This is a genomic window from Marinomonas sp., from assembly GCF_039940335.1.
Classification (GTDB): domain Bacteria; phylum Pseudomonadota; class Gammaproteobacteria; order Pseudomonadales; family Marinomonadaceae; genus Marinomonas.
This window is the reverse complement of the sequence record NZ_JBDVGW010000013.1, coordinates 843,807-870,592: the sequence shown is the minus strand read 5'-3', so window position 1 is coordinate 870,592 and position 26,786 is coordinate 843,807. Positions and strand designations below refer to the sequence as shown.

Below are 26,786 nucleotides of genomic sequence, written 5' to 3'. Positions count from 1 at the left end.
AATGTTTGAAGATAAGAAAATCAGTGCGCCAAATATGTTGAATACAGCTGTACTTTTTTTAGTATTCAATCGGTTAGACACTACAAAACAAGTTTTCGAGGCTATCCGCGAAGTGAAGCCTCCACGTATATATATTGCAGCGGATGGTGCTAGAAAAAATAAAGTAGGTGAAGCTGAAGTAGTTCAGTCTGTTCGTGATTACGTTTGTCAGAGTGTTGACTGGGATTGTGACGTTAAAACACTCTTCAGAGAGGAAAACCTAGGTTGTAAATATGCTGTTAGTAGTGCTATAACTTGGTTTTTTGAAAATGAAAAGCAAGGCATAATATTAGAGGATGATGTTGTTCCTAATCAGGATTTTTTCTACTTTATGGAAAACTGTCTTGAAAAATACAAAAATGATAATCGAATCATGATGGTTACAGGGACAAATTACTTAGGAGATTCATCGTTAGAAGCTCCTTACTCATTTTCAGAACATATGACTATTTGGGGCTGGGGAACATGGAGAAGAGCTTGGTCTTTATATGATGTTGATATGGCCAAATGGAATACTAGCCACACTAAAGATTTTTTTAAAAGAAAATACTTCTCCTCCTATATTTGGAAACATTTTAGAAATACATTCGATATGCTAGAGACAAGCTATATGGATACTTGGGATATTCAGTGGGTATTTTGCTGTCTTTATCATCATGGCCTTTGTATTCTACCAAAAGTTAATATGATTTCGAATGTTGGAGTCGAAGGGACTCATGGGGTTGGCGCTACGGATTCACATTTTATAAAAAAAGAAAGTCTCAAATCTTCTGCTTATATTGATTTTTATCCTGATGTACATGTTAATTACAAATATGATATCTCTCTTCATGAGCTAAAAAGTAGGAAGTCAGTAAGGCGTGAGAGTGTGGTTCGACTTTTAAGGTTTTTAAAAGTGTATAACAAGGTGCGAGCTTTAAAAAGGTTATTTAAATGATTTTAATGAAAGGGCTACGCTTTCTATATTGTATGTATGCAGATAGGCCTGTAGAAAATTTCTTCAAAAAAAAGACTAATAAAAAAGTTTTAATTTCTTATATAACTAGACCGTTTAGGGGTGAAAATAAAACTAAGACTCATACTAATAGTTTTGAGGTCATGGCTGCTGCCAAAGTATTTAATGAACTGGGGTATAGAGTCGATGTCATGCATTATTTAAATCCCCCTTCTAACTTGAAAAAGTATGATGTGATTTATGGTTTTGGTGATGTGTTTCAAAACTATTTTGAGAGTGGCTTGACTGGAAAAAAAACCATATACTATGGTGCTGGAATGCATGTCTCACACCAAAATACCGCAAGCTTAAATAGAGTAAAAGATATATATGAAAAAAAAGGTGTCTGGTTAGCAAAGTCTGCTCGATTTGTAGAAAAAACCTGGTCTCATCAAACATGTTTAGTTGATTCTATTATAGCTCTTGGCGATCATGAGTGTAAGAATACATACAAAAAATATTATAAAGGACCTATTTACACTTTACCTGCCCCTTTTTATCAAGTATTAGATGCTAATGATATTTCTAGAAAAAGAGATAGAACTAAAAGTAAGAATTTCTTATGGTTCGGAAGTTCAGGTTTAGTTCATAAGGGGTTGGATCTTTGTCTTGAGTATTTTTCTACTAGATTAGATTTAACTCTTCATGTTTGTGGGAGTATTTTTTCTGAACCAGATTTCATGAAACTTTATGATAAAGAGCTTTTTAAATCACCAAATATTGTTGTTCATGGCTTTGTCGATATACAGTCGAATCAGTTTAAAGAAATTATTGGCTCTTGTACTTTCATTATTTACCCTTCTTGTTCAGAGGGGGGGGCACCTTCAGTATTAACAGCTATTGGTAACGGGGCTTTGATACCTATTGTTAGTCACGAATCGAGTGTCTCTACAGGTTATGAAATATTCATAGAAAGCCTTGATTTCTTAGGTATTGAAAAAGCAATTTTTGAAGCTGAGAATTATTCGTACGATGAACTTTCTGTAATGGCGGAAGAAAATCTCAGGGTGGTACTGACTAATAATAGTCAAGATGCTTACTACTCAAACCTTAAAGAAATTATTAGCAGGATTATCAGTGATGAAGTGCAAAATATGTAACACTGAAAATGATTTGATTTTTTCAGGGATCATACTTAAAAAATATAAAGTAGATTATTTTCGCTGCAAAGAATGCGATTTCTTACAGACTGAGGAGCCTTATTGGCTAGAGGAGTCTTATTCTCAGTCGATTAACTTATCTGATACCGGTTATATATCACGTAATCTTTATTTTTCAAAAAAACTGACAGTATTTTTGAATTTTGTTTTTAGTAGTAAAGGGGCGTATTTAGATTATGCCGGAGGATATGGTGTTTTTGTTCGAATGATGAGAGATATAGGTTTTGATTTTTATTGGGACGATAAGTATACACAAAACCTGTTTTCTAATGGCTTTGAGTGGGATGGTATTAAAAAAATTGATGCCGTAACTTCATTTGAAGCCTTTGAACACTTTGTTAATCCTATTCTAGAAATTGAGAAATTAATAAATATATCTGATACTATTATTTTTTCAACAGAATTATATCCTAAATCTATGCCTAATCCTGAAGAATGGTGGTATTTCGGTTTAGAACATGGGCAGCATATTTCATTCTTTTCAGAAAAAACGTTCGACTATATATCTAAAAAATTCTCTGTTAATTACTATCGATCAGGTTCCTTGCACTTTTTAACTAAAAGAAAGATACCGCAATGGGTTTTATTTAGCTTGAAATTTACTCGATTAGGTCTTCATGATTTAATTTCAATAAAGCTTAACTCTAAAACATGGGAAGATCATTTGATAATGAAGGAGTATCCATGATATGAGAATAGCCTTTGATCATCAGACTTTTACATATCAGTCATATGGTGGTATTTCCAGATACTATACAATCCTTGCTGAGGAAATGTTAAAGAATAATCAAGAAGTAGGCGTTTTTGCGGGTCTTCATCGGAATAATTATCTAAAAACTTTACCTTCAGGTGTTATTCGCGGTTTTAAACTTTCTAAATACCCACCGAAAACTGGTCCTGTATTTCAAGTTCTTAATAATGCTATTAGTCAGGTCCAAATGAAGTGTTGGGCACCAGACATAATACATGAGACATATTATTCATCATTACCGCAATTAAATACAAATTCGATACGTGTTACTTCTGTATATGACATGATTCATGAGTTATATAGTGATGGATTTTCTAAACGAGATAAAACCACGCTACGTAAAAAGAAAACATTTTCAAGAGCTGATCATATTATAAGTATTTCGCATAGCACTAAAAAAGATCTTGTAGAAATTTTTGGGATAGAAAGCGCTAAAATTTCTGTAGTGCATCTTGGGGTTGATTTCACTAAATTTCAAATTGGCAAGAATGAATATAAGTCGCTGGAAAAACCCTATTTATTATATGTAGGTGAGCGCTCCGGTTATAAAAATTTTTCGGGTTTTCTTAGAGCATTTGCTTCTTCAGAAGCGTTAAGATCAAATTTTTCGATTGTTGCTTTTGGTGGTGGAAGCTTAAGCCGAGCGGAAATTTTATTCATTATGCAATTAGGTCTAAACTCCAGCCATATTATGCAAGTTAGTGGTGATGATGGTAAATTAGCGCAACTTTATGCTAATGCTTATGCTTTCATCTATCCATCTCTTTATGAAGGGTTCGGTTTGCCGCCATTGGAGGCAATGGCGGCAGGTTGTCCAGTAGTTTCCTCTAATACTAGCTCAATGCCGGAAGTGGTGTCAGATGCTGGAGAGTATTTCGACCCAAAAAGTATAGATTCTATACGGGAATCCATTGAAAAAGTAATTTTTTCAGATGAGCTTCGAAAGGGCCTTATATCAAAAGGCTTTGAGAATGTTAAAAATTACTCTTGGCAGAAGTGCGCAAAAGAAACTCTCAAAATTTATAAGAAATTATCAGGTAAGGTATGAAAAAAAAAGCGTTAATTTGTGGAATAAGTGGTCAAGATGGTACTTATCTCGCAAAATTTTTATTGTCAAAAGGTTATGAAGTTTGGGGGAGCTCTAGAGATGCACAAGGTTCAGGATTCTTGAATTTAATGAAAAGTGGAGTTAAAAATGATATTAAATTTTTAACGATGGTTCCAGAAGACTTCCGAAGTGTTCTAGTTGCTCTGCGGAATTCTCAAGCTCAAGAGATATATTACCTAGCTGGGCAATCATCAGTTGGTCTTTCTTTTGAGCAACCTGCGGAAACAATTCAAAGTATCACGTTTGGCGCTTTAAATATATTGGAAGCCTGTCGAATGATTAATGATCCGCCTAAAATATATTTTGCAGGATCAAGCGAATGTTTTGGAGATACGGGTGGCTTGCCGGCAAATGAGGATACTCCATTTCATCCTCAAAGCCCTTATGCAGTAGCTAAGGCCTCTGCCTTTTGGTTGGTAGATAATTATCGTGAAGCTTATAATCTGTTTGCCTGCACTGGTATTTTATTTAATCATGAATCCCCTATGCGACCAGAGAGGTTTGTAACACAAAAAATCATTTCCACAGCAAAACGGATTAAACAGGGTTCAAGCGAAGTTTTAGAGTTAGGTAGACTTGATATTTCAAGAGACTGGGGGTGGGCTCCAGAATATATTGAGGCAATGTGGTTAATGTTGCAACAGGATACTCCTGAAGATTTTGTTATTGCGACAGGAGAAACCAACCCTCTGGAGTTTTTTGTTGCTGAAACTTTTAATCAACTAGGTTTAGCATGGAAAGATCATGTAACGCAAAATCAAGAGTTTATTCGTCCAACTGATTTGTTAGTGAGTGTTGGGGATGCTGGCAAGGCGAGGGATAAACTTAATTGGATTGCGAAGTCTAAAATGAAGGATGTGGTTAGAATGATGTTAATGTAGGTTATTGCCTCAAATTATTTTTCTAGAGTTATTGGTCTATTTTGGTGACTAAGATTTATGGTCATACTATAGGTTATGGCCAGTGGGTAAAGAAAGTAAATTAACCTTTTGGTATGTTGTCGTTACTGTTACCGTAATGTCATGAAAGGTAACTGATCGAAAAGTATTTTTCAATTTCGATACCAAATTTTTCTTTATATTTTTTAAAGGTCAAGTCTGATGTTGCTAACATTTATTGCTGCCTTACTCTATATACCTTCTGGAATATTTAGTTATGCTGGAATATATATATCGGTAATTATACTCGCTCTGACTAAGTATGATAAGTATAGTTTTTCTTTGTTTCTTTTTGGGGCGGGCTTTTCCTTTTTATTTTTATTATGTTCTTTTTTATTTACTTCTGGTTTTAGTCTGCTTACTTTGTATGCTATAACAATATTTCCATTAATGACCCGCTTAAATCTAAAAGTTACAAGCGCTACAGTCAAAATTCTACTGTCTATATCATTTGTTTGCATATTTTCTTTTGTTGTCCCTCTAGATGTAGATGCCTCTACGTGGTTTGGTATTTTTTACGATAGAAATGTATTTGGGCTTATAATGTTACCATTCTTTTTTGCACTTTCCCGTTATTATAGATTTGGCATTTTTCTTAGTGTTTTATTGGCTGTGATGCTAGGGTCTAGAAATGTATTGTTGGCTGTGTTAATTGAAAGGGTATTGTCCAACATGAAATTTTTTCGGTTTCTCTATAGGAAAATTCCGCGAGTGATCGCTATATCTTTTATATTGCTTCCAATACTCGCCTTAGTGTTTCTTTTTATTTTTTCTGGAAGTTTTAACTTTGCTTCTGATAGGGAGTATCTTAGAATTTTTGATGCAAGCAATTTGGCTAGAGCAACAGGTATGATGCATGGACTGGAATTTCTTTACACACACCCTAATGTGATTCTGTTTGGAAATGGATGGGCAGATTATTTATTGCTTGGTGGTGTACATGCACATAATGATTTTGTTAGATTTGTAATAAAGCATGGAGTGCTTGTTCTTTTATACTTTTTGTTTTTCTTTTTTAAAGCATATAAGTATTATAGAATTGATGGTTCAATAGTAACATCGTATATCATATTTTCAGGGATACTCGGAGGGGTTGGTTGGGGGCTTGGATATTACTGGTTAATAATATCCATATTTTTGTTTTCTGAGCGCAGTGTTAAAATAATGAGGAAAAATGAATAAGGCAAAGAAAATATCAGTAATTGTTCCTGTTTATAATAATGAAGAGTATATTGAGAGTTGTTTAAAAAGTATAACTTCACAAACCTTTAGAGATTTTGAACTAATAGTAATAGATGGAGGTTCAATTGATAATACAAATAGAATAATAGATAAGTATAAAGAAAATATAGACTCTTTTGTGAGCGAAAAAGATAATGGAATCTATGATGCAATGAATAAAGGTATAAAAAGATCAACTGGGGATTGGTTGATTTTTTTAGGTTCAGATGATCGCCTTTATGGAAAAGATGTGTTGCATGATATATTTCATTTATTAAATTTTGATAATGGAAAAGTTATTTTTGGAAATGTTATTTACGATAATGGTGAAAAGTTCATGTCATCATTGGACTGGAGGATTCTATTAAGGAATACACTACATCATCAGTCTGCTTTTTATCATAAAAGCTTATTCAATGGGAAAGGTTTCAGTTCAGAGTATTCGATACTGGCTGATTATGAAATAAACCTAGTTGCGTATTTAAGAAAGTGTAAGGTCAAATATATAGATATTAATATTGCGCAATGTTCAGAACTTGGAATCTCGAAAAATGTAGATTTCCAAGGTTACTTACAAGAAATGATGATTAGGAAAAAGCACTTAAGCTTTGTTTTTTCTTATATTTTAAATTTTTCTACTTTACTAAAGTTTGCAGTTAAAAAAATAAGTCGGCTTCTAAAAAAATAATATCTTTAGATGTATTGAATCTAACATGTAAATACTTTTAGATAGTTAGCCTTTGTTCGAGACCACCAAAAAGAACATTCTGTTCAATTAATGTGTCGCGCCTTTAAAATTCATCGAAGCGGCTATTACGCATGGTTAGTATAGCCGCAATCTGATCGGAGTATTGAAGACAAGTCACTTTTAGAGCGAATACGTGAAAAGTCTATGAAGGTTCACGGATACACCATTACCTACGAGATGAGGGAGAATTCTGTAGTGTACATTGTGTTGCCAAAATTATGTGTAATAACAATACTACGGCTCAGATTGGTTATAAGCGTCACCCTATCCATGGAGGTAAAGTAGGCAAGTTTGCTTACAACATATTAAAGCGCCAATTTACCTCTGATGCCGCTAATAAAGCGAGGGTAAGTGTTATTACCTACGTTAGGGCTTATTATTGCTTTGTTTTCCTGACGTGTTGCTGGGGGGCAATGGATAAAATGATGGAACGGCACTTAGTCATTAATACTCTATTAATGACTATCTGGCAGCATAAGCCTAAAAGATAGCGATCAGGGTAGCCAATATGCGAGCTCTGACTATCTCGCTTTTATGAAGGCTCATTACTTAGTACCGTCGATCAGTCGCCGAGGCAATTGCCATGATAATGCGGTGGGTGAATATTTTTGCGACCTTTAAAAAGAGTGGTAAAACGAAAGATATACTCGATACGAGAAGAATTAAAATGTCAGATATTTAGCTTTTTTGAGATGTTCTGCATTCCGATAAAACGGCATTCACATACAGGCGGGGTGTCACCAGCTAAGTTCGAAGAAAAGTATTTTTCAGACAGTTTCTACTGTCTAGCTAAATCTCGGAAGTCCACTCATTTTTATAATAAATTATCTCAATCCTGCAAAGTAGCCTGATTTCTTCGTGCTAGATAAAACTAGTTAAGAAGCTGTTGCTAATTTAAAAACTGTGCATTGGCGCATGTAATTGTCTGGTATAATAGATAATTTGTTATGGTTGGTATCTTGGCCAATATGAGGAATTAAGTTTGTCACAAGGTTTTCCGAAAATCGCTGTACTGTTAGCAGCTTATAATGGCATGGATTGGATTGAAGAACAGGTTAATAGTGTTCTAACTCAAAAAAATGTGTGTGTCACGATTTTTATTAGTGTTGATTTATCCACGGACGGTACAGATATTTGGGCGAATCAGCTAGCTAAAGGAACTGAAAATGTCATTTTTCTGGAATATGGAGAGAGCTTCGGTGGTGCGGGTGCCAATTTTTATCGTCTTCTTAGAGATGTAGACTTAAAAGGTTTCGATTATGTGTCCTTTTCTGATCAGGACGATATTTGGTTGGAAGGTAAGTTAGAAAGAGCGTGCTCATTAATAGCTTCTAAGAGTTGTGATGTCTATTCTTCTGATGTCACAGCTTTTTGGTCAAGTGGAAAAAAACAGTTAATCAAAAAATCTTATCCTCAAAAAAAATTCGATCACTTTTTTGAGGCTGCTGGCCCTGGTTGTACTTACGTTTTTAATTCTAAGTCAGCTAGAGCTTTTCAACAATTTGTCCAAAGAAATCAAGATATAATTAATCGCGTTAGTTTACATGATTGGCTAGCTTATGCTTTTTGTCGGAAAAATGGTTTTACTTGGTATATTGATGACAAGCCTTTAATGCTTTACTGGCAGCATGAGAATAACCAAGTAGGTATCAATAATGGACTTAGAGCTTATAAAAAAAGACTTATCTTGATTAGACAACATTGGTATAGAAATCAAGTGAAAAATATTTCTGATTTAGTAGATCCCCTGATGTCAAGTAAGTTAGAAAGTTACTTTTTTAGGGTTTTGAATGCAAATTTTTTCCGTCGCCGTCTAAGAGATAGAGCTGTTCTTATTTTATTATTTGTTTTTGGGTGGTACTAATAGAGGGGACTTTTATCTAGTGCTAATGGTTTTCTTGGTAATCGATTAATTCAGGCTTTAGTTGGAAGTGATAACTCTATATCTGTTGCCTTAAAATCAGAGGTTTTTTCGCAGAAGTTAGCACTTTTATTGGTGAGTTCGGCCCCCGAAGCGGAAGTTAAACGTTTTATTTTTATCGGACTGTTAAGATAAATGGAGGGGGGAGTGAAGATGTTTTTTCCATTTTTTGATGATGAGTATGTACGATTGCCCTTTATGGGCTAAGTAATGAGTAAAAACTAATTTTGATTCGTTACTGAACTTGGGCAGTAAAGGTGCCCCGCTTTCATTTCGAACTATCAGCGCTAATAAACGCAGTTTAGTGTTAGTTTATAATTTAGTAGATTTAATTAAACTATGTATCAAGCATCCTTATGCCGACAATCGCATATTTTTAGTGTCCAATGACGATGATCTATCAACTGCACAGATGGTTTAATGGCTATGGGGGGAGCAGATTTTTTTCTACCTGTTGCCTATATTCTGCTTTAATGCGGCTAGCGAGCGGTTAGACTAAAATGATGTAGCAGATCATTTTAGTAGGCTTTTTACAAGTAGATTTAGAATCTACTAAATCTACTTGTAAAAAGCTGTCTTATAGTGTCGAGCATGGCTTTGAATTAGTGGCTAATATAAACGCTTAAGTTTTTATTGTTAATAATGGATTGGATTTTAGTTTGTCGTTGTTCGGTTTTTTGATTTCCTTCTGTTTTTTTAGTGCTCTTGTACATTATGGGGTTGTTTGATACTGGTTATCCATTTTTTACAAGGACGAGTAGACATGACAAAAAGCCGTTTGTTTTGGTTAAGTTCCTAAGCATGGTGGTAGATACTGTTTCGATGGTAAGCCATTTGGCGTCTACCTTTTCAATTTCGAAGCTAAGAGACTTCTTTCGACGCACTAAGTTAGACCAGCTTCCTCAATGGCGGAGCGTGCTTAAAGTCGAAATGAATTTGGAAGGGACAAGGCGCGGTCTTCTCAGCCAAATTGAGTTAACTCAAGCTCGTAATTCAAAGGGAGGGCGCCGTCCGATCAAGCTATCAAGCGATTGACGGCATTAGTGATATCGTATGGAATGCTAGACTTACCAAGTTGCCTTCAGAAAGCCCAATAAAGTGGTGTTTATTCGTGATACTCTCTAGCTTCCTAGTAAGCTTAATCGTTCTTATATATTCCTGTTAAACTAGCATATACTTATAAATAGTCTAAAAGGGTTAAACTGTAATGAAAATTTTAGTCACAGGAGGCGCTGGCTTTATTGGCAGTGCTGTTGTTCGTTGTTTGTTGAGTGATGAGCAGCACTCAGTCATTAGCTTAGATAAATTAACCTATGCCGGTAATTTAGAGTCTATTCCTGCTTCACTACAAAGTGATCGGTACAGCTTCGAATGTGTTGACATTTGTGATGCTCAAGCCTTAGGTCGTGTTTTTGATGAGCAGCAACCAGATATTGTGATGCATTTAGCAGCTGAAAGCCATGTAGACCGTTCAATAGATGGCCCTGGTGAATTTATCCAAACGAATGTAGTGGGTACTTATACATTGCTGGAAGCCAGTCGCAAATATTGGTTGCAGTTGGAGGGTGAAAAAAAGGAAGGTTTTCGTTTTCATCATATATCCACTGATGAAGTTTATGGTGATTTGCCTCATCCTGATGAACAAGGTGGTAACCTGCCTTTATTTACTGAAGAAACATCTTATGCGCCAAGCTCTCCGTATTCTGCTAGTAAAGCAAGCTCCGATCATCTGGTAAGGGCTTGGCTTCGTACTTATGGTCTGCCAACAGTAGTCACTAATTGTTCTAACAATTATGGGCCTTATCACTTTCCTGAAAAGCTAATTCCCCATGTTATTCTTAATGCGTTAGCTGGCAAGCTTTTACCTGTGTATGGAGATGGTTCACAAATTCGTGATTGGTTGTATGTAGAAGATCACGCCCGTGCCCTGGTAGAAGTGGCAACTAATGGAAGGATTGGTGAAACCTATAATATTGGCGGTCACAACGAGAAGCGTAATATAGAAGTGGTACATACTATTTGTGACTTGTTGGAAGAACTTGTGCCTGAAAAGCCAAATAATATAGGCTTTTATAGAAGCTTAATTACGTTTGTAAAAGATAGGCCAGGGCACGATGTTCGTTATGCTATTGATGCGAGTAAAATTGATAAGGAGCTAGGCTGGAAGCCTCAAGAGACTTTTGAGTCTGGCATGCGTAAAACGGTTCAGTGGTACTTAGATAATAGCTGGTGGTGGAAAAGAGTTTTATCTGGTGATTACCGCTTAGACCGCATTGGCGACAAGGGGTAATAAAATGGAAGTTAAATCTCGCAAGGGTATTATTCTTGCAGGGGGTAGTGGTACACGTTTACATCCCCTTACATTAGCTACCTCAAAGCAACTGATGCCTATTTATGACAAACCGATGATTTACTACCCTCTGTCGGTTTTGATGTTGGCAGGTATTCGAGAAGTATTAATTATCACAACACCTGAAGATCAAGCTTCTTTTCAGAAGCTTCTTGGTGATGGAGGTCAATTTGGTATTTCTATTGAGTATGCTATTCAGCCAACGCCCGATGGGCTCGCGCAAGCTTTTCTTATTGGTGAAGACTTTATAGGTGATAATGATGTTGCTTTAGTGCTGGGCGACAACATCTTTTTTGGTCAGCACTTTTCAGAGTCTTTAACTGAAGCTGCTAAGCAAAGCTCTGGTGCGACCGTGTTTGGCTACCATGTAAATGATCCGGAGCGTTTTGGTGTGGTGGAGTTTGATACTGATGGAAATGCCATTAGTATTGAAGAAAAGCCCATTATTCCTAAATCCAATTATGCGGTCACTGGTTTGTACTTTTACGATAACGATGTTGTGAATATTGCTAAGAGTATTAAGCCTTCCGAGCGCGGTGAGTTGGAAATAACAGACGTAAACCTAGCTTATTTACAGCGAGGCGACTTAAAAGTGTCTCTTTTAGGGCGTGGCTTTGCTTGGTTGGATACAGGTACTCATGATTCATTATTAGAAGCTGGGCAATTTGTTCAAACGGTTGAGCATAGGCAGGGGCTTAAAATTGCCTGCTTAGAAGAAATCGCTTACAGGCAGGGCTGGTTGAGCCAGCTAGAGCTTGCTGCTGCAGGTAGCCAGCTGAGAAAAACCGGCTATGGTCAATATTTATTAAAAGTGGCAGAGGGTTACAAGTAAAGTTATGAATGTTATTAAAACTGCTATTGAAGGAATGGTGATTGTAGAGCCTAAAGTCTTTGGCGATGAAAGAGGCTTCTTTCTAGAGACTTTTCAAGCAGAAAGATATGAGATGGAAGCAGGCATCAGTTTACCTTTTGTGCAAGACAATCACTCTCGGTCCAGTAAAAATGTTTTACGTGGCTTACATTTTCAAAAAACTAAGCCCCAAGGGAAGTTAGTACGTGTTGTTCGTGGTGAGGTGTTCGATGTAGCCGTAGACATTCGTAAAGACTCACCAACTTATGGGCAATGGGAAGGCGTGGTTCTTAGCGAGAAGAATAAGCGCCAGTTCTGGGTGCCGCCAGGTCTTGCTCATGGTTTCGTTGTCTTAAGTGATACGGCGGACTTTGAATATAAATGTACTGAGTATTACGATCCTAGTGATGAAGGGGCGATTATTTGGAATGATCCAGATATTGGTATTAACTGGCCAGTGGGTATTGAGCCTATTTTGTCAGAGAAAGACCAAAACGCATTGTGCTTAAAAGATATATAAGTGGGCTGTACTAGAGTAAATTATGCGTATATTAATTACAGGGAAAAACGGTCAGCTAGGTAGAAGTTTGCAAGATGTTTTTGCAGGTACAGATCACCAAATTTTTGCTTATGCCTCCGGTGAATTAGATATTACTGATCAAGATCAAGTTGGAAAAGTTTTAACTCGTGACCTTCCGGACATTATTGTCAATGCAGCGGCTTATACTGCTGTCGACAAAGCGGAAGATGAGCATGAAAAAGCCTTTCAGGTAAACGCTAATGGAGCTGAGAATTTAGCAATTTATGCACAGCTTGCAAACATTCCACTCATACATATTTCAACCGATTATGTGTTTGATGGTAATGGAGTTCTTCCTTATAAAACAGATGATGCAACTCACCCTCAGGGCGTTTATGGGAAGTCAAAATTAGCGGGTGAGCGAGCCGTCACAGAAACGGCAATTAAGCATATTGTGTTTCGCACCTCCTGGGTTTTTAGTGAATACGGCCATAACTTTGTGAAGACTATGCTGCGCTTAGGAGAAGAGCGCAACCAACTAGGAGTTGTGGCCGATCAATATGGCTGTCCTACTTATGCGGGTGATCTTGCTTTAGCCATTAAGTCAGTATGTCACCAATATGAGCAGCAGGCCGCTTTGAGTTGGGGGGTGTATCATTTCTGCGGTGACCTTGCTACAAGCTGGCATGGTTTTGCTCGCAGCATCTTTATGCTTGCTGAGCAAGAAGGTGTTTTAGGCAATCGACCTGCACTTAACGCCATTGAATCTAGTACCTTTCCTACATCAGCTGAACGACCTGCTTTCTCCGTGTTAGATACTCACTCACTTTCTGAGCTTAATTTGGTACCAAGTAATTGGTTGGTTGGATTAAAAAAATGTGTCGTCTGCTTTAATAAATAGAGAAGACGACTATTCATTTCACCGCTGTTACCTATTAATTAGTAGGTAAGTAGATTGTACAGTGGCCCTAAATTCTCTTCGGAAATCATTTTTTGTACAAAATTAGAGTAATAAAAGTATAGGGCTAAAAAAGCTCCAAATGTCGCTTGTGCTGTTCGTTTGGACGAGAGTGTATCGAGGGCGAGCTTATAAAAATAAGGGGCAATAAAAATAACGGAAAAGCGTAACATTTCGCTGAGCCTGACTTGAATGATTTCTGAATGATAAAATGCCGCGAAGATTACGAAAGACAAAAAGAAGCTATTAAAAATTAATATATCAAATCGGCTCAGTTGCTGCTTGTATTTGAAATAGACAATAAGAGATAAAACAAACAAAGGGGTTTGTGAAAACGAAAATGGATCACTTAGGTTGAGTGTCTTCAAATAAAATTGAAGTTTAGATGCGCCTGGAATGCTGCTGTCTAGACTCAAAAGCAATTCAGTCACGCTTACTAGCCCAACCTCAACCCCAAAAATGTACAAAAGAACTAAAAGTATATAAGCTGCCAGTATTAAAATGATACTTTTTTGCGAGCGTGTGAAGGCTAATAATAAGAAAATGGCCAATGAATAATGTAGCGTTAGAGCAAAAATCGAAATCAAACCACAGTAGGTTAATAACTTATCTTTCGATAGAGCATAAAGGGCCCAATAACATGCTGCTAGCCCAAGGCTAACCCTTATTACTGTACCGTCAAAGTAAATAGAATAGAGCGCTAAAAATGTCGCTAGAGTAATTAATGGGGCGGAACTTGCTTTATTGAATAGTGTTACTTTCAAATAAAAAGAGCTAACTGAATAAATTCCGAAAAAAAATAGTGGGTGTGTCTGGTGCAGCAGTTGGCTCAAAGCAATGAACGTTATTTCAATCTTTTTTAGATTTGTTGCTAGTTCATTAAAAGTAGCAGAGCCATGAATTTGTATGAAGTTTATGTACTGCTTGGAATCATGGGATAAGTAGGTAGAAAATACAGTGGTTAATGCGCTGATAAGTATGACATAAAGCGCTAGTTGGATTTTATGTTTACTGTATAACCAAGTAACAAGGGAAAAATAGGTAGCAACAAAGGTAGATACAAGAAAAGTCAAAGTAAATCCTGAATTTAAGCATCAATGAAATGAATTTAAATGTTCTAGCTAGCTTCTTATGTTGTCTATTCCATAAATATGCTATCTTTTGATGTAGTATACGCCAACTGGCTAGTAAGTAAAAAGCTAACTTGCATTTATAAGGATTTTTGTGAAAGTCATTCCAGTTATTCTATCCGGCGGCGTTGGTAGCCGCCTGTGGCCTTTATCCCGTAAATTTTACCCAAAGCAGTGCCTAGCTTTAGCTGATGCAAGGCTAAGTCTGTTTCAAAGCACAATTGACCGTACCCAAGGTCTACAAGTGGCTGCCCCTATTGTGGTGTGTAATGAAGAGCACAGGTTTTTAATTGCCCAGCAGTTGCAAGACATGGGCGTAACCAATGCAAGTATTCTTCTAGAGCAAGAAGGGCGTAATACTGCACCTGCCATTGCGCTTGCCGCTTTAGAGGCTCAGTTTAAAAGCTCGGAAGATGCTTTGTTACTAGTTTTGCCCGCAGATCATGTTATTCGCGATTCACAAGCTTTTAATGAAGCGATTAAACAAGCTGCTGAGTTTGCAGTTGCTGGAAGTCTGGTGACCTTTGGTGTGCAACCCACACGACCTGAAACGGGTTATGGTTATATTCGGGCTGGCGCAAATAATGACGTTGCAGAGTTTGTCGAAAAACCTGATCCTGCTACTGCTGAAAGGTATCTAGCTTCTGGGGATTACCTCTGGAACAGTGGTATGTTTTTATTTAGCGCTAAGAGTTTTCTTGGCGAGTTGTCCGCGCACCGAAGTGATATTTATCAAGCGGTCTCAAACGCTTACGAACAGCGCTCTGCAGATTTAGATTTTGTACGAGTAGATGCCGATTTATTCTCAGCCTGTCCTCCGGAGTCCATTGATTACGCAGTAATGGAACAAACACAAAAAGCGAAGGTTGTGCCTTATGCTGGGGATTGGAGCGACATTGGTGCATGGGATGCTCTATATGACTATGCAGACAAAGATGAAAACCAAAATGTTGTGCTGGGCGATGTCATGGCTGAAGGCAGTCAAAACTGTTTGATTCGCTCGGAATCTCGTTTAATCGCTGCGGTAGGTGTCGATAATCTTGTAATTGTTGAAACAGCAGACGCAGTTTTGGTCATGGACAAGAGCAACTCACAAGATGTGAAAAAGATTGTGAAACGAATTCAGCAGGAAGGCCGCGAAGAGCATATGTACCATAAGCAGGTCCATCGCCCTTGGGGAAGCTACGAGACCGTGGATCTCGGTGACCGTCATCAAGTGAAGCGCATTATGGTTAAACCAGGTGAAAAACTTAGTGTGCAAATGCATCACCATAGAGCAGAACACTGGGTTGTGGTTTCAGGTACTGCTAAGGTGCAAAATGGCGAGAAAGAGATCCTTCTGACGGAAAATGAATCGACCTATATTCCTGTTGGCGTGGTTCATGCTTTGGAAAATCCAGGCAAGATTCCGTTAGAATTAGTGGAAGTGCAATCTGGTAGTTACCTTGGTGAGGATGACATCGTACGTTTTAGTGATCGATATGGGCGTTCAAAATAATGTCGGCTGTGAACTCTTTACAAGTGGAAAAACTGAGCGATGAGCTTGGCGTTGCTTTTGGTACCAGTGGTGTTCGTGGTCTTGTTAAAGATTTAACCCCTGAGCTTTGTTTTGCTTTCACTCTGTCTTTTTTACAGAGCGTATGTCCAGAAACAAAGGAAGTTGCTGTTGGGATAGACTTAAGGCCAAGTAGCTCAAGCATTGCCAAAGCCGTTATTCGAGCAATAGAAGCTCGCGGTGCTAAAGCCATTTATTGCGGTGAGTTACCAACACCCGCTTTGGCGTTCTATGCCATGCAGCAGGTTATGCCTGCAGTTATGATCACAGGTAGCCATATCCCTTTTGATCGTAATGGTGTTAAGTTTTATCGACCTGACGGTGAAATCAGTAAAGCTGATGAAACAGCTATTATGTCAGGAAAAGTCTCTTTAGCAGACGACCTGCGAGAACTAGAAAATAAGGCGCTTCCTGAAACCGATCAAACGGCCATGGTGTTGTTTGAACAAAGGTATATAGGACTTTTTCCTGAAAATGTATTAACGGGAAAGCGCATAGGCGTATATGAGCACTCAAGTGTTGCGCGAGATGTCATAAAAAAGCTGCTGAAGCATTTTGGGGCTGAGGTTATCTCATTAGAAAGAATAGACACCTTTGTTCCAATAGATACAGAAGCCGTATCAGAAGAAGATGCCATAAAAGGTCGCAAATGGTCTCAAGAGTATAAACTTGATGCGATAGTTTCGACTGATGGTGATGGCGATCGCCCGCTCATATCTGATGAAAATGGTGAATGGTTGCGTGGCGATATAGTCGGTGTTTTGTGTGCCGATTATCTTAAAGCTACTCATGTGGCCGCACCTGTTAATGTTAATACTGTTTTAGAGCTTTCTGATCCTGAGCGTGTTTGCATGCGAACTAAGATAGGCTCGCCTTATGTTATCGCTGGAATGGGTGAACTTGCTAATAAGGCTGACTTACCGAAAGTCGTTGGTTATGAAGCCAATGGTGGTTTTTTAGTTGGTTCAGACCTTGAGTTTGATGCTGAAGGAAAAACACTCAAAGCATTACCAACTCGAGACTCAGCACTTCCTATTATGATTGTCCTAGCTATGGCTGCACAGCAGGGCAAAGTTGTGAGTGAGCTCTTAAGAAACTACCCAGCGCGATACACAGCCAGTGATAGAATTAAAAACTTTCCTACAGAGCAAAGCCGAGCGCTAATTCAGGAGTTAAAAGCTGATGTTCAGAAAAGAGGTGATCTGCTGAAAGTACTTGGAAAAAGTGATTCAGACCAACAAGTGGTTTATTTGGATGATACCGATGGTCTTAGAATGACATTGGGCGATGCTGATATCGTTCACTTACGGCCTTCTGGCAATGCTCCTGAGTTAAGGTGTTATGTAGAAGCAAGAAGCCAGAGTGTTGCGTCTCAGTATGTTGATCTTGTGTTAAAAGTTTTAGAGACACATGCTTTTTAATCAAAAAATTTTAAAGAACCTAATAGCTTTATTGGGTGTTCAGGGAGTGAACTATATTTTCCCCTTGCTCTCTGTTGCTGTGGTGGCACGTGCTCTTGGTATTGAGCACCTTGGTTTGCTCATCATCGCTCAGGCAATTAGCGTGTATGTACAGCAGGCTACGGATTTTGGGTTCAACCTTACGGCGACAAGAAAAGTCGCACTTTGTCATGGTGAGTCTAGAGAGCTAAATATAGTATTTACTAGTACAATATTTGCAAAATTGATTGTATTTACATTAGCAACACTTGTTTATTTGATAGCTTGCTTATTTGTAGAGAGCCTACGCGATAGCATTGAATTAGTTAGTATTCTACTTATTGGTATATTTTCTAGCATTTTTTACCCTATTTGGCTTTTTCAGGGGGTGGAGAAAATGCAGAATATTTTTGTCGGTAATTTCATTACCAAGACAAGCTCGTTGCTTTTGATGTTGTTGTTTGTTAATAGCCCAGAAGATTTATATCTAGCAGCTTTAATTCAATCCATTTCTTGGGTTCTTGTAGCTCTATACTCAATATTTATTATTTATAAGTTTGATTATTGTCAATTTAAAAGAGTTAATATAACGGCGATTTCTGCAACGATAAAGGAGTCGTCTTATATTTATTTTTCGGTTCTAGCAAATTCATTTTATACTTCGTTTAATATAATTTTATTAGGGGTAGTTTCTACACCAGAACTTGCCGCAGCTTATGGTATTGCTGATAAGTTAAGACTAGCAGCACAATCATTTATAGGTGTGTTCGCCCAGGCTCTTTATCCGTTTTTTTGTTCTCGAGTTGGATATGATTCAGCCGCGTTTTGGGGGTCAGCTGCTTTAGGTCTAGGTAGTGGGCTTCTGTTTTACTTTTTTGCCCCTTTTGCAGTGTATGTTTTGTCAGGGAGTGGCTACGAGAATGCAATCCCTGTTGTTCAAGTATTTTCACTCTTATGTCCAATTATAGCGATCTCAAATTACTATTCAAAATTGAAAATAGCTGCCAGAGGAGAGCATAGGGTATTTCTAACAGTTTATCTATTTTGTGCGGCGTCACACCTTAGTTACGTTAGTTTTTTTATTAACTGGGGTGGTATTGTTGGGCTTTCTATAAGTGTTGTAGTAACGGAGTTGATATTGGCCTTGTTAATGATAGCCTTTAGCTTAAAAATTCATAGGTAGAGGCTCAATAGATGTTTGAGTGTTATAAATTTATGAACATATTAGTAGGTAGCTTGGTATGCATCACTTTCTGGTAGTCCTTTATGGAAAGAGCTTCGATGAGTCAAGCACTTTGCAAACGCTTCAAAATCATTTACCAAGCGAATTAACTGCACGGGTTTTGCTTTGGAACAACGGTCCTGACTCTCTAAGGAGTGCTTTAGACTCCTCTAATCAAATCGCGCGATTGAAGCAAAAAGGGGTTAAAATTAATTTTAAAGAAAGCCTTGAAAATCGTAGCCTTAGCGAAATCTATAATGAAGTGTGGGACGGTATTGACACTTCGCTAACGATTCTTGATGACGATACTTATTTAACATCTGCATATTTTCAAGGTCTTAAAGTTTTTGCCACCTCTGATAGCCTAGTACTGATACCTAAGATCGAAGTTGGGGAACACTTGGTTTATCCGAAATTTAAAGGTATCAAAAATGTAGAGCAATTATCTAATAATGATCTAATACAGCAGCCAGCAGTAAGTGTCATGAGTGCTGTCACTGTAAAGCCAGAATTAAAAACTCTACTTAATAAGAAGTTTCCAGACTTATTTGATGTCCGATTTTGTTTTTATGGTATTGATAGCACCTTTTTTAAGCGTTTGCGTATGATAGGCTACAAAACTTTTTTTCTAGCAAGTCCACTTAATCATTCTTTATCATCTGAAGACGAAGTTCTGACCGACTTTAGAGTACGAGAGAGATTGATCGACTCTTGTTTACAAATAAGGAATTACCCTTCTTTAGGCGCAGTGAAAGGCTTGTTGTTAAATCTTAGAGCTTTTGGCGCTAAACGAGTACTCAAAGAAAGAAATAATCTTTTTTATAGTCTTTGGCATGGTGTTCACCCAAGGATTAAGCAGTGAGCTTCTCTCAAGTAAATAAAGTCTATGTTTTTCATGAGTATGGTGCTCCAGAGCATTATTTAGGTTTGAGTCGTTACGCTCGTTCAACGGGGCAGCGAGTCGAATTTATTACTTTTACCTTCTTCAAGCTTTTTGCTAAAGCTGTAATGCAAAAGAGGTTTGATAAAGTAGGCAAGTTAATGAACGATTGGTTATTTTTTGTCTCTTGCTTGTTGTTTCCGAACCGTATGAAATCTTGTGTGCTAGTGATAGGCTGTGCTCCATTGGATTGGCGCATGCTATTATTATTACGAATATCAAAGCATGCTAAAGTTATCTATCACTCTTCTTGGAGTGATTGGAGTGGTAATAAGTATCCTAAGAAAGCCAAGTGGTTATCAGGCTTTGTTGAAAACGCATGGTACCGTTTTTTGCATGATAGTGTTGAGCGGTTCGCTTTAGTAACTGAGCAAGTTACTAAAGAGTTAGTGGTTCACCAACAGGTTGACCAGGCATTATGTACGGAAGTTTATCACGCGTTTGATGACAATTTATTTTATCCGACAGCTGATAACTCACAGTATAAACATATTATTTTTGTGGGCCGTTTAGTTGAGGAGAAAGGGGTTTTACTACTCTCTGAGCTTGCTAGGAACATCCCAGAATACCGTTTTAGTATTGTAGGTAGTGGGCGTCTAAAACCAGCCGTTGAGGCCATGGCTGCAACATACTCTAATATAAGCTACTTAGGCTTCGTGAAAGATAGAGAGCAACTTGCTGACTTGTATCGATCAGCCGATTACATTCTTCAGCCCTCGCTACGAAGCCCGGATTGGGAAGAGCTTTTTGGTATCGCCTTAATCGAAGCGATGGCTTGTGGCGTTATCCCTTTGGCGACAGATCACGTCGGTCCATGTTCCATTTTGTCTAATACTTGCTTAGAGGGTAACTTATTCACTGAAGCAGAGTTTATGGAGCAAGTAACGCACTTTCTGTTTTCTGTAGAACAATCACCGAGAGCATTTTGTTTTCAACGTGACGCGGCAATTCAGATTGCAGCAGAGTACCAGCAGGACTCTATTGCTAAGCGATGGCAACAGCTGGTGGAGAGTTTATAGTGGTTTATATTGTTGTACTGAATTGGAATGGCTGGCAGGATACGCTGGCTTGTTTGGAGTCCCTTTATCAACTAAATACTGAGAATTTTAAGGTAGTCGTATGTGATAACGGGTCGCGTGATAATTCGGTTGATGAAATAAAGCAATGGCATAAGGTTAATGGACAAGCGAGCAAATCTATAGAGGATATTTTCGAGCTTTCCCCCAAGCTAATTCATCAGCCTTTGAAGGCTCAAAAGAAAGACTTGATTGTTATTAAGTCTGGTCAAAACCTAGGCTATGCTGGTGGCAATAATTTGGCTTTAACATTTAGCCTAGCGCAAGATGATATGGAACATGTCTGGATATTAAACAATGATACAGAAGTAGACCCAGAAGCATTGAATCAATTAGAAATGCTGTCTAATAAGAATGCGGGTTTATCCATTGTGGGGTCGACATTAGTATATTTTTCTCAGCGTAGTACGTTACAGGGAATTGGCGGGCGTTATAACTATTGGTTGGGTAGTTCAAGCCATGTTTTAGGCCATTCTCCTGTCGGAACTGACGCTACTGGGCAATTAGTTGACTACCCTATTGGTGCTTCAATGTTTATACCGCGTAGCTGTTTAGGCTCTGTCGGCCTTCTCAGTGAAGATTACTTTTTGTATTACGAAGAATTAGACTATGTGAATAGAGCCTGTGAACAAGGCTATTTTGTTGATATAGCGACGAATTCCATTGTTTATCATAAAGAAGGAGCGTCTATCGCAAAGAGCGTGTTGTCGGATTTCTACTTTATTCGAAATAAATTTATTATTGCTTATAAGTTCAAGCCTGTGTCACTTCCTGTGTTGCTATTGATGTTGCCCTTGTGGGGGGCTAATCGCTTACGACGGCGCGAATATAAAAAAGCCATTAACTGCTTTAACGCTTTTGGCTCATTTCTAACTTGGGTATTTGTAAAGAAGGCAAATAAAAAATTATGAGCCCTGATTCTATTCTATTTGATGCACGATGGCTTAACAGTGGTGGTATAGGGCGCTTTTGCCAAGAAATCATGCAGTCTGAAAGCATCGTGAATGCTCAAATGATCCAGGGTGATTTGTTTCAGGCGTTATCAGCTCTTGACCCTTTGCGTCTGTCTCAAGCAGTTAATAAACAACAATATTTTATTAGTCCTGGTTATAACTGTCCTCTATTTTCGAAAGGGCGTGCGATCGTTACGATTCACGATCTCATGCATCTTAATTTCAAAGGTTATTCAAGCTTAAAGAATACGATGTATTATGATTGGGTGGTGAAAAGAGCGGTGCGTTCTGCACCATTGGTTTTTACTGTTTCCGAATTCAGTCGCAATGAAACTGCTAAATGGGCTGATATTTCAATAGATAAAATTGCCGTGGTGCCCAATGGGGTCGACCATGAGTTTTATCATCCTAATGTTGATCCAATAGTCCGAGACAAACCCTACCTCTTTTATGTTGGAAATAATAAAGAACATAAAAATTTACCGCGTTTAATACGAGCTTTCGCAGCGAGTGAATTGCAAGCAGAGGTTGATCTGGTTTTATCTTGTGGTGACACAGAAGAGCTTTCAGAACTCGTGTGGGAGTTAGGCTTACAAGAGAGTGTCGTCTTTCTTAATGGCATAGATGAAACCTTATTGCCTAGCTATTATAAAGGTGCGCTTGCTAGCGTACTTGTAAGCTTGTATGAAGGTTTCTGTTTACCTGTTTTGGAGTCGATGGCGGTTGGTACACCCGTAATCACTTCTAATGTAACTGCTATGCCAGAAACTGCAGGTGATGCTGCTTTGTTTGTAAATCCAACAAGTGAAAAATCAATTAAAGACGCTTTGCTAACTATTAAAACGGATGCTCAGCTTGTGAGTGACTTACGTGTTAGAGGCTTAAAGCGAGCAAAAGAATTTGCTTGGCATTTGTCGAGAGAAAAGTGGGACCGTGCGATAACTGAGGTATTAGAGATAGAATGAAAGTAGCCATTGTGCATTATTGGTTGGTAAATAACCGCGGCGGTGAAAAGGTACTAGAAGCTCTGTGTGAGCTTTACCCACAAGCTGATCTTTATACTCATATTTATCATGCTGATGCTTTTAAAGACAGTGTGATTGCCCAGCATAAGGTGACAGAAAGCTTTATTAGCAAACTGCCTTGGGCGAAAAAACTTTATCAAAATTACCTGCCATTTATGCCGTTGGCTTTGGAACAATTTGATTTATCAGGCTACGACCTAATTATTTCTAGCGAATCTGGGCCTGCTAAGGGTGTTATCCCTGCCCCAGGTCAGCCTCATATTTGTTATTGCCATTCACCCATGCGTTATGCCTGGGACATGTACCATGAGTACCGCAGTCAGTCTGGTTGGCTAAAAAAGATGCTTATGGTGCCGTTACTTCACTATATTCGTCGCTGGGATCAGTTAAGTTCAATGTCTGTCTCCCATTTTATAGCGAATAGCCGTTTTGTCGCTAAGCGAATTAAGAGCTTTTATCACAGGGAAGCCGATGTCATTCATCCTCCAGTTGACTTTGATGAGTTTGCAATTAGCGAGCAAGGCCCCGAAGACTATTACTTAATATTAGGGCAGTTAGTTAACTACAAAAAAGCAGACCTTGCTGTACGGGCGTTTAATCTGTCTGGTAAAAAACTAAAAATTGTTGGGGAAGGCGAGCAATTTGAGGAACTTAAAAAATTAGCTAATGCTAATATTGAAATACTGGGGCGACGCCCATTTAGTGAAATAAAACATTATCTTGCTCACTGTAAAGCACTTGTTTTCCCTGGCGTAGAAGATTTTGGAATTGTCCCTCTTGAAGCCATGGCGTCAGGAAGACCTGTTATTGCGTTCCGTAAAGGTGGGGCCCTAGAAACGGTGGAGGAAGCTGTGTCTGGTGTCTTTTTTGATGCGCAAACGGAGAAGGCTTTAAATCAAGCCGTGGTAGACTTTGAAGAGAATATGGGGAGCTTTGATCCTGCAACTATTCGAAAGTATGTAGAAAAATTTAGTAAAGCGGAGTTTAAAAAGCAGATGCAAGTTCTTATAAATGAACAGTTGCCCAATAAATAAGATACTAGTTCAAAATCTAGCCTGATAATCAGGGAAAATTATCGTTAATTAGATTTTCAATAACGTAAAATAGACTTGTATTTTACCAGGGATAAAACTAACCACTTTAAATTTTTGGATAGAGAATTAGAATATGTGTAGTCAATATAAAATAGCAATAGCAGGTACAGGCTATGTCGGTCTATCCAATGCGATGCTACTCGCGCAACATAATGATGTTGTAGCGGTGGACGTTGTGGCAGAAAAAGTTGCTATGCTAGAGGCAAGAAAATCTCCTATTCAGGATCAAGAAATAGAGCAATTTTTAGCGGATACATCACTAAATTTCCGAGCGACTCTGGACAAGCACGTGGCTTATGAGAACGCTGACTTTGTGATTATTGCGACGCCAACAGACTATGACCCAGAGACCAACTACTTTAATACCAGCTCTGTAGAAAGTGTTATTAAGGATGTGTTAGCGATTAACCCTAATGCTGTGATGGTGATTAAATCTACTGTGCCAGTAGGTTTTACAAAATCTATAAATGCTCAGTTTAAAACCAACAGCATACTCTTCTCGCCAGAGTTTTTACGTGAGGGTAAAGCGCTATATGATAATTTACATCCATCACGAATAATCGTAGGTGAGGAGTCTGAACGAGCTGAAGTGTTTGCAGGCCTGTTGCAACAAGGCGCGCTTAAAAAAGATATCGATGTCTTATTTACCAACTCAACGGAAGCAGAAGCTGTGAAGCTGTTTTCTAACACTTATCTAGCGATGAGAGTTGCTTACTTTAATGAGCTCGATTCTTACTGTGAGTCCCATGGTTTGAGCTCTCAGCAAGTGATTGAGGGGGTTGGATTAGACCCGCGTATCGGCACACACTACAACAACCCATCCTTTGGCTATGGGGGGTACTGTTTACCGAAAGATACCAAGCAGTTATTAGCCAACTATAAAGATGTCCCTAATAACCTCATTAAAGCCATTGTTGATTCAAATACGACCCGTAAAGACTTTATCACTGAGTCTATTTTACAGCGAAACCCTGAAACCGTTGGTATCTATCGTCTGGTAATGAAATCTGGTAGTGATAACTTTAGAGCCTCCGCTATTCAAGGCATCATGAAACGATTGAAAGCGAAAGGAGTGGAAGTGATCCTATATGAGCCCGAACTAAAAGAAGAGCGTTTTTTCAATTCGAAAGTTTATCTGGATCTGGATGTTTTTAAAGCTCAATCAGATGTGGTGATTGCCAACCGCCTCACACCAGATTTAGATGACATTATTGATAAGGTTTATACGCGAGACTTGTTTGGAAGTGATTCTTAGTTAATTTAAATGCCGCTTTAAGCGGCATTTTTGTTTATGAAACCCTTCCAAAAAGTCAGGATGATAATCTTGATATCTAACCAGAGTGACCAGTTTTCGATATAGTACAAGTCATGCTCGATACGCTTTTGCAAGTCGGTATCGCCGCGCCAGCCATTAACTTGAGCCCAGCCGGTAATGCCTGCCTTTACTGTATGCTTTTGCATATAGCCGGGAATTTCTTTTTTGAATTGCTCTACGAAAATTGTTCGCTCTGGACGAGGGCCTACAATCGACATATCGCCTTTAAGTACATTTAGAAATTGTGGTAACTCATCTAGGCTGGTCTTACGAATAAAGGCGCCAAATTTCGTCACAGACATAGTTTTCGCTCCTCCCCATTGGACGCCATTTCTTTCGCTGTCGACAGCCATAGAGCGGAACTTCAACATATTAAACGTTCGTCCATTCCAACTTACTCGTTCTTGTCGGTAAAAAATTGGCCCAGGAGAGCTAATTCTTACGCCGATAGCCAACAGTAACAGGATTGGACTGATGCCAAGTAAAATCATGGTAGCAAGTAGTTTGTCTTCCAACTCTTTCAAGAAACGGTTTTTGCCTTCTAGCATGTGTGAAGTGGATAGGTTGATAACGGGTAGGCCCGCTACTTCTGTTAAGGAGTGGTTCAGCAGTTGAAAGCCGAAAATGTCAGGTACCATCCGTATTGTGACGGCACTGGTAGCAAGGGTGGATTGCACTTTTTCCATGCGTTTTACTTCACTAAGAGGAAGAGCGATCCATACTTGGTCTGTGTCGAGTTGGTTTACAATTTTGTCTATGTCGTCGATACTGCCTAAGACTGGGAGTTCTTTTACTAGAGCGCGTTTGTACTTATCTGGGTTGTCGGTGATAAACCCCTGTACCTGCATGCCCAGTTCCGGACTTAGTATGAGTTTGCTGGCGACATCTTGCCCTAGTTCGCCATCGCCAATAATAATGACCCGGCGAATATTGAAACCGCGTTTGCGCAGTGCGCCTAATGTGGCTCGTAGGGTAAACCGGTAACCTAAGATCATCACAGTGGAAGTGATAAGCCAGGTTCCGACCCATATACGTGAGTATAAAACGGAGGTTTGTGTGGCAAAGGCACTGATTACTAAGAAAAGAAAGGTGCCTACCGTTGCGGTAATGACACAGCGCATTTCAGAAGATAAAGAAGCTCCACGCCATGCACGATAAGCGCCAACTACCGTTAAAAGAATCATGCCGATAAGTACACCGAGTAACAAGACACTTTTGTAGGTAGCGTTAAGATCGAGGCTAGCAAAGCGTAGCCAGTAACTGAATATGCCGCTAAAAACAAGACAGAATAGATCAATAGCACGGAGTGATAAAGCAATTGAAGCGCTGTGTTCTTTTAATGATATACCTAGTTTCACTTAGTTCTCTTTTTGTATTAGGTTAAGTTGTTATGATATCAGTATTTTTGTTATCTTCTAGGCTAATTTGATGCATAATTCTAATGCGCTGTGGGAGCGCATTTTTTTATATTTGGTTTTA

The 26,786-nt window shown here is 38.5% G+C and carries 24 protein-coding genes; 22 read left to right on the top strand and 2 right to left on the bottom strand.

What is annotated here, in order from left to right; all coding sequences use genetic code 11:
- Position 1: 1 nt before the first annotated feature.
- From ABJF92_RS13810 to rfbD, 13 genes are all read left to right on the top strand, one after another.
- A complete protein-coding gene (locus ABJF92_RS13810) occupies positions 2-976 on the top strand; it encodes a hypothetical protein (RefSeq protein WP_446816368.1) in 975 nt (324 codons plus the stop codon).
- Complete coding sequence (locus ABJF92_RS13805; protein ID WP_446816367.1) at positions 973-2,133, top strand: hypothetical protein; 1,161 nt, start codon at positions 973-975, stop codon at positions 2,131-2,133. The genes ABJF92_RS13810 and ABJF92_RS13805 overlap by 4 nt, the downstream gene beginning before the upstream one ends.
- Complete coding sequence (locus tag ABJF92_RS13800; RefSeq protein ID WP_446816366.1) at positions 2,114-2,881, top strand: class I SAM-dependent methyltransferase; 768 nt, start codon at positions 2,114-2,116, stop codon at positions 2,879-2,881. Before ABJF92_RS13805 ends, ABJF92_RS13800 begins: the two co-directional genes overlap by 20 nt.
- A gap of 1 nt (position 2,882) precedes the next feature.
- Positions 2,883-3,992 carry a glycosyltransferase family 4 protein gene (locus ABJF92_RS13795; RefSeq protein ID WP_446816365.1) on the top strand — a complete coding sequence of 370 codons (1,110 nt, stop codon included), beginning with the start codon at positions 2,883-2,885 and terminating at the stop codon, positions 3,990-3,992.
- Entirely contained in the window at positions 3,989-4,933 is a 945-nt protein-coding gene (locus tag ABJF92_RS13790) for a GDP-mannose 4,6-dehydratase (RefSeq protein WP_446816364.1), read from the top strand. The genes ABJF92_RS13795 and ABJF92_RS13790 overlap by 4 nt, the downstream gene beginning before the upstream one ends.
- A 219-nt stretch (positions 4,934-5,152) precedes the next feature.
- Positions 5,153-6,172: a hypothetical protein gene (locus ABJF92_RS13785; protein WP_446816363.1), complete on the top strand. Its 1,020-nt coding sequence runs from the start codon at positions 5,153-5,155 to the stop codon at positions 6,170-6,172.
- Entirely contained in the window at positions 6,165-6,899 is a 735-nt protein-coding gene (locus tag ABJF92_RS13780; RefSeq protein WP_446816362.1) for a glycosyltransferase family 2 protein, read from the top strand. Before ABJF92_RS13785 ends, ABJF92_RS13780 begins: the two co-directional genes overlap by 8 nt.
- Positions 6,900-7,941: 1,042 nt before the next feature.
- The gene (locus tag ABJF92_RS13775) at positions 7,942-8,823 is read left to right on the top strand and encodes a glycosyltransferase (protein WP_446816361.1); all 882 of its coding nucleotides are present in this window, start codon (positions 7,942-7,944) and stop codon (positions 8,821-8,823) included.
- Between the two features lie 771 nt (positions 8,824-9,594).
- Positions 9,595-9,915, top strand: a complete 321-nt coding sequence (locus tag ABJF92_RS13770) for a sugar transferase (RefSeq protein WP_446816360.1) — start codon at positions 9,595-9,597, stop codon at positions 9,913-9,915.
- A gap of 172 nt (positions 9,916-10,087) precedes the next feature.
- A complete protein-coding gene (gene rfbB, locus ABJF92_RS13765; protein ID WP_446816359.1) occupies positions 10,088-11,170 on the top strand; it encodes a dTDP-glucose 4,6-dehydratase in 1,083 nt (360 codons plus the stop codon).
- Between the two features lie 4 nt (positions 11,171-11,174).
- On the top strand, positions 11,175-12,062 hold the full coding sequence (rfbA, locus tag ABJF92_RS13760) for a glucose-1-phosphate thymidylyltransferase RfbA (RefSeq protein WP_446816358.1): 888 nt from the start codon (positions 11,175-11,177) through the stop codon (positions 12,060-12,062).
- Between the two features lie 4 nt (positions 12,063-12,066).
- Complete coding sequence (gene rfbC / locus ABJF92_RS13755) at positions 12,067-12,600, top strand: dTDP-4-dehydrorhamnose 3,5-epimerase (protein WP_446816357.1); 534 nt, start codon at positions 12,067-12,069, stop codon at positions 12,598-12,600.
- Positions 12,601-12,622: 22 nt separating this feature from the next.
- Positions 12,623-13,501 carry a dTDP-4-dehydrorhamnose reductase gene (rfbD, locus tag ABJF92_RS13750; protein ID WP_446816356.1) on the top strand — a complete coding sequence of 293 codons (879 nt, stop codon included), beginning with the start codon at positions 12,623-12,625 and terminating at the stop codon, positions 13,499-13,501.
- A 38-nt stretch (positions 13,502-13,539) separates the two neighbouring features.
- On the opposite strand, the gene ABJF92_RS13745 is transcribed toward rfbD, so the two are convergent.
- Positions 13,540-14,631 carry an EpsG family protein gene (locus tag ABJF92_RS13745; protein WP_446816355.1) on the bottom strand — a complete coding sequence of 364 codons (1,092 nt, stop codon included), beginning with the start codon at positions 14,629-14,631 and terminating at the stop codon, positions 13,540-13,542.
- 151 nt (positions 14,632-14,782) lie between these two features.
- On the opposite strand from ABJF92_RS13745, the gene ABJF92_RS13740 reads away from it, so the two are divergent.
- The 9 genes from ABJF92_RS13740 to ABJF92_RS13700 all read left to right on the top strand — a co-directional run bounded on the left by ABJF92_RS13740 (position 14,783) and on the right by ABJF92_RS13700 (position 25,247).
- Positions 14,783-16,186 carry a mannose-1-phosphate guanylyltransferase/mannose-6-phosphate isomerase gene (locus tag ABJF92_RS13740; RefSeq protein WP_446816354.1) on the top strand — a complete coding sequence of 468 codons (1,404 nt, stop codon included), beginning with the start codon at positions 14,783-14,785 and terminating at the stop codon, positions 16,184-16,186.
- Entirely contained in the window at positions 16,186-17,664 is a 1,479-nt protein-coding gene (locus ABJF92_RS13735) for a phosphomannomutase (RefSeq protein ID WP_446816353.1), read from the top strand. The genes ABJF92_RS13740 and ABJF92_RS13735 overlap by 1 nt, the downstream gene beginning before the upstream one ends.
- Positions 17,654-18,865, top strand: a complete 1,212-nt coding sequence (locus ABJF92_RS13730; RefSeq protein WP_446816352.1) for an oligosaccharide flippase family protein — start codon at positions 17,654-17,656, stop codon at positions 18,863-18,865. The genes ABJF92_RS13735 and ABJF92_RS13730 overlap by 11 nt, the downstream gene beginning before the upstream one ends.
- A gap of 58 nt (positions 18,866-18,923) precedes the next feature.
- A complete protein-coding gene (locus ABJF92_RS13725; protein ID WP_446816351.1) occupies positions 18,924-19,766 on the top strand; it encodes a hypothetical protein in 843 nt (280 codons plus the stop codon).
- Positions 19,763-20,863 (top strand): glycosyltransferase family 4 protein, encoded by a 1,101-nt coding sequence (locus ABJF92_RS13720; RefSeq protein WP_446816350.1) that lies wholly within the window; start codon positions 19,763-19,765, stop codon positions 20,861-20,863. Before ABJF92_RS13725 ends, ABJF92_RS13720 begins: the two co-directional genes overlap by 4 nt.
- Positions 20,863-21,831, top strand: a complete 969-nt coding sequence (locus ABJF92_RS13715) for a glycosyltransferase family 2 protein (RefSeq protein ID WP_446816349.1) — start codon at positions 20,863-20,865, stop codon at positions 21,829-21,831. Before ABJF92_RS13720 ends, ABJF92_RS13715 begins: the two co-directional genes overlap by 1 nt.
- Positions 21,828-22,838 (top strand): glycosyltransferase family 4 protein, encoded by a 1,011-nt coding sequence (locus ABJF92_RS13710; RefSeq protein ID WP_446816348.1) that lies wholly within the window; start codon positions 21,828-21,830, stop codon positions 22,836-22,838. Before ABJF92_RS13715 ends, ABJF92_RS13710 begins: the two co-directional genes overlap by 4 nt.
- Positions 22,835-23,932, top strand: coding sequence for a glycosyltransferase family 4 protein (locus ABJF92_RS13705; RefSeq protein WP_446816347.1), 1,098 nt, complete (start codon positions 22,835-22,837; stop codon positions 23,930-23,932). Before ABJF92_RS13710 ends, ABJF92_RS13705 begins: the two co-directional genes overlap by 4 nt.
- A gap of 133 nt (positions 23,933-24,065) precedes the next feature.
- Entirely contained in the window at positions 24,066-25,247 is a 1,182-nt protein-coding gene (locus ABJF92_RS13700; RefSeq protein ID WP_446816346.1) for a nucleotide sugar dehydrogenase, read from the top strand.
- Between the two features lie 17 nt (positions 25,248-25,264).
- Here ABJF92_RS13700 and ABJF92_RS13695 read toward each other — a convergent pair whose 3' ends face one another.
- Positions 25,265-26,665 carry an undecaprenyl-phosphate glucose phosphotransferase gene (locus ABJF92_RS13695; RefSeq protein WP_446816345.1) on the bottom strand — a complete coding sequence of 467 codons (1,401 nt, stop codon included), beginning with the start codon at positions 26,663-26,665 and terminating at the stop codon, positions 25,265-25,267.
- Positions 26,666-26,786: the final 121 nt, after the last annotated feature.

Bases quoted from the DNA above. Each gene is read 5' to 3' on its own strand.
- ABJF92_RS13810 (WP_446816368.1), top strand. From the start codon at position 2: ATGTTTGAAGATAAGAAAATCAGTGCGCCAAATATGTTGAATACAGCT.
- ABJF92_RS13805 (WP_446816367.1), top strand. From the start codon at position 973: ATGATTTTAATGAAAGGGCTACGCTTTCTATATTGTATGTATGCAGAT.
- ABJF92_RS13800 (WP_446816366.1), top strand. From the start codon at position 2,114: ATGAAGTGCAAAATATGTAACACTGAAAATGATTTGATTTTTTCAGGG.
- ABJF92_RS13795 (WP_446816365.1), top strand. From the start codon at position 2,883: ATGAGAATAGCCTTTGATCATCAGACTTTTACATATCAGTCATATGGT.
- ABJF92_RS13790 (WP_446816364.1), top strand. From the start codon at position 3,989: ATGAAAAAAAAAGCGTTAATTTGTGGAATAAGTGGTCAAGATGGTACT.
- ABJF92_RS13785 (WP_446816363.1), top strand. From the start codon at position 5,153: ATGTTGCTAACATTTATTGCTGCCTTACTCTATATACCTTCTGGAATA.
- ABJF92_RS13780 (WP_446816362.1), top strand. From the start codon at position 6,165: ATGAATAAGGCAAAGAAAATATCAGTAATTGTTCCTGTTTATAATAAT.
- ABJF92_RS13770 (WP_446816360.1), top strand. From the start codon at position 9,595: ATGGGGTTGTTTGATACTGGTTATCCATTTTTTACAAGGACGAGTAGA.
- rfbB (WP_446816359.1), top strand. From the start codon at position 10,088: ATGAAAATTTTAGTCACAGGAGGCGCTGGCTTTATTGGCAGTGCTGTT.
- rfbA (WP_446816358.1), top strand. From the start codon at position 11,175: ATGGAAGTTAAATCTCGCAAGGGTATTATTCTTGCAGGGGGTAGTGGT.
- rfbC (WP_446816357.1), top strand. From the start codon at position 12,067: ATGAATGTTATTAAAACTGCTATTGAAGGAATGGTGATTGTAGAGCCT.
- rfbD (WP_446816356.1), top strand. From the start codon at position 12,623: ATGCGTATATTAATTACAGGGAAAAACGGTCAGCTAGGTAGAAGTTTG.
- ABJF92_RS13735 (WP_446816353.1), top strand. From the start codon at position 16,186: ATGTCGGCTGTGAACTCTTTACAAGTGGAAAAACTGAGCGATGAGCTT.
- ABJF92_RS13730 (WP_446816352.1), top strand. From the start codon at position 17,654: ATGCTTTTTAATCAAAAAATTTTAAAGAACCTAATAGCTTTATTGGGT.
- ABJF92_RS13725 (WP_446816351.1), top strand. From the start codon at position 18,924: ATGCATCACTTTCTGGTAGTCCTTTATGGAAAGAGCTTCGATGAGTCA.
- ABJF92_RS13710 (WP_446816348.1), top strand. From the start codon at position 21,828: ATGAGCCCTGATTCTATTCTATTTGATGCACGATGGCTTAACAGTGGT.
- ABJF92_RS13705 (WP_446816347.1), top strand. From the start codon at position 22,835: ATGAAAGTAGCCATTGTGCATTATTGGTTGGTAAATAACCGCGGCGGT.
- ABJF92_RS13700 (WP_446816346.1), top strand. From the start codon at position 24,066: ATGTGTAGTCAATATAAAATAGCAATAGCAGGTACAGGCTATGTCGGT.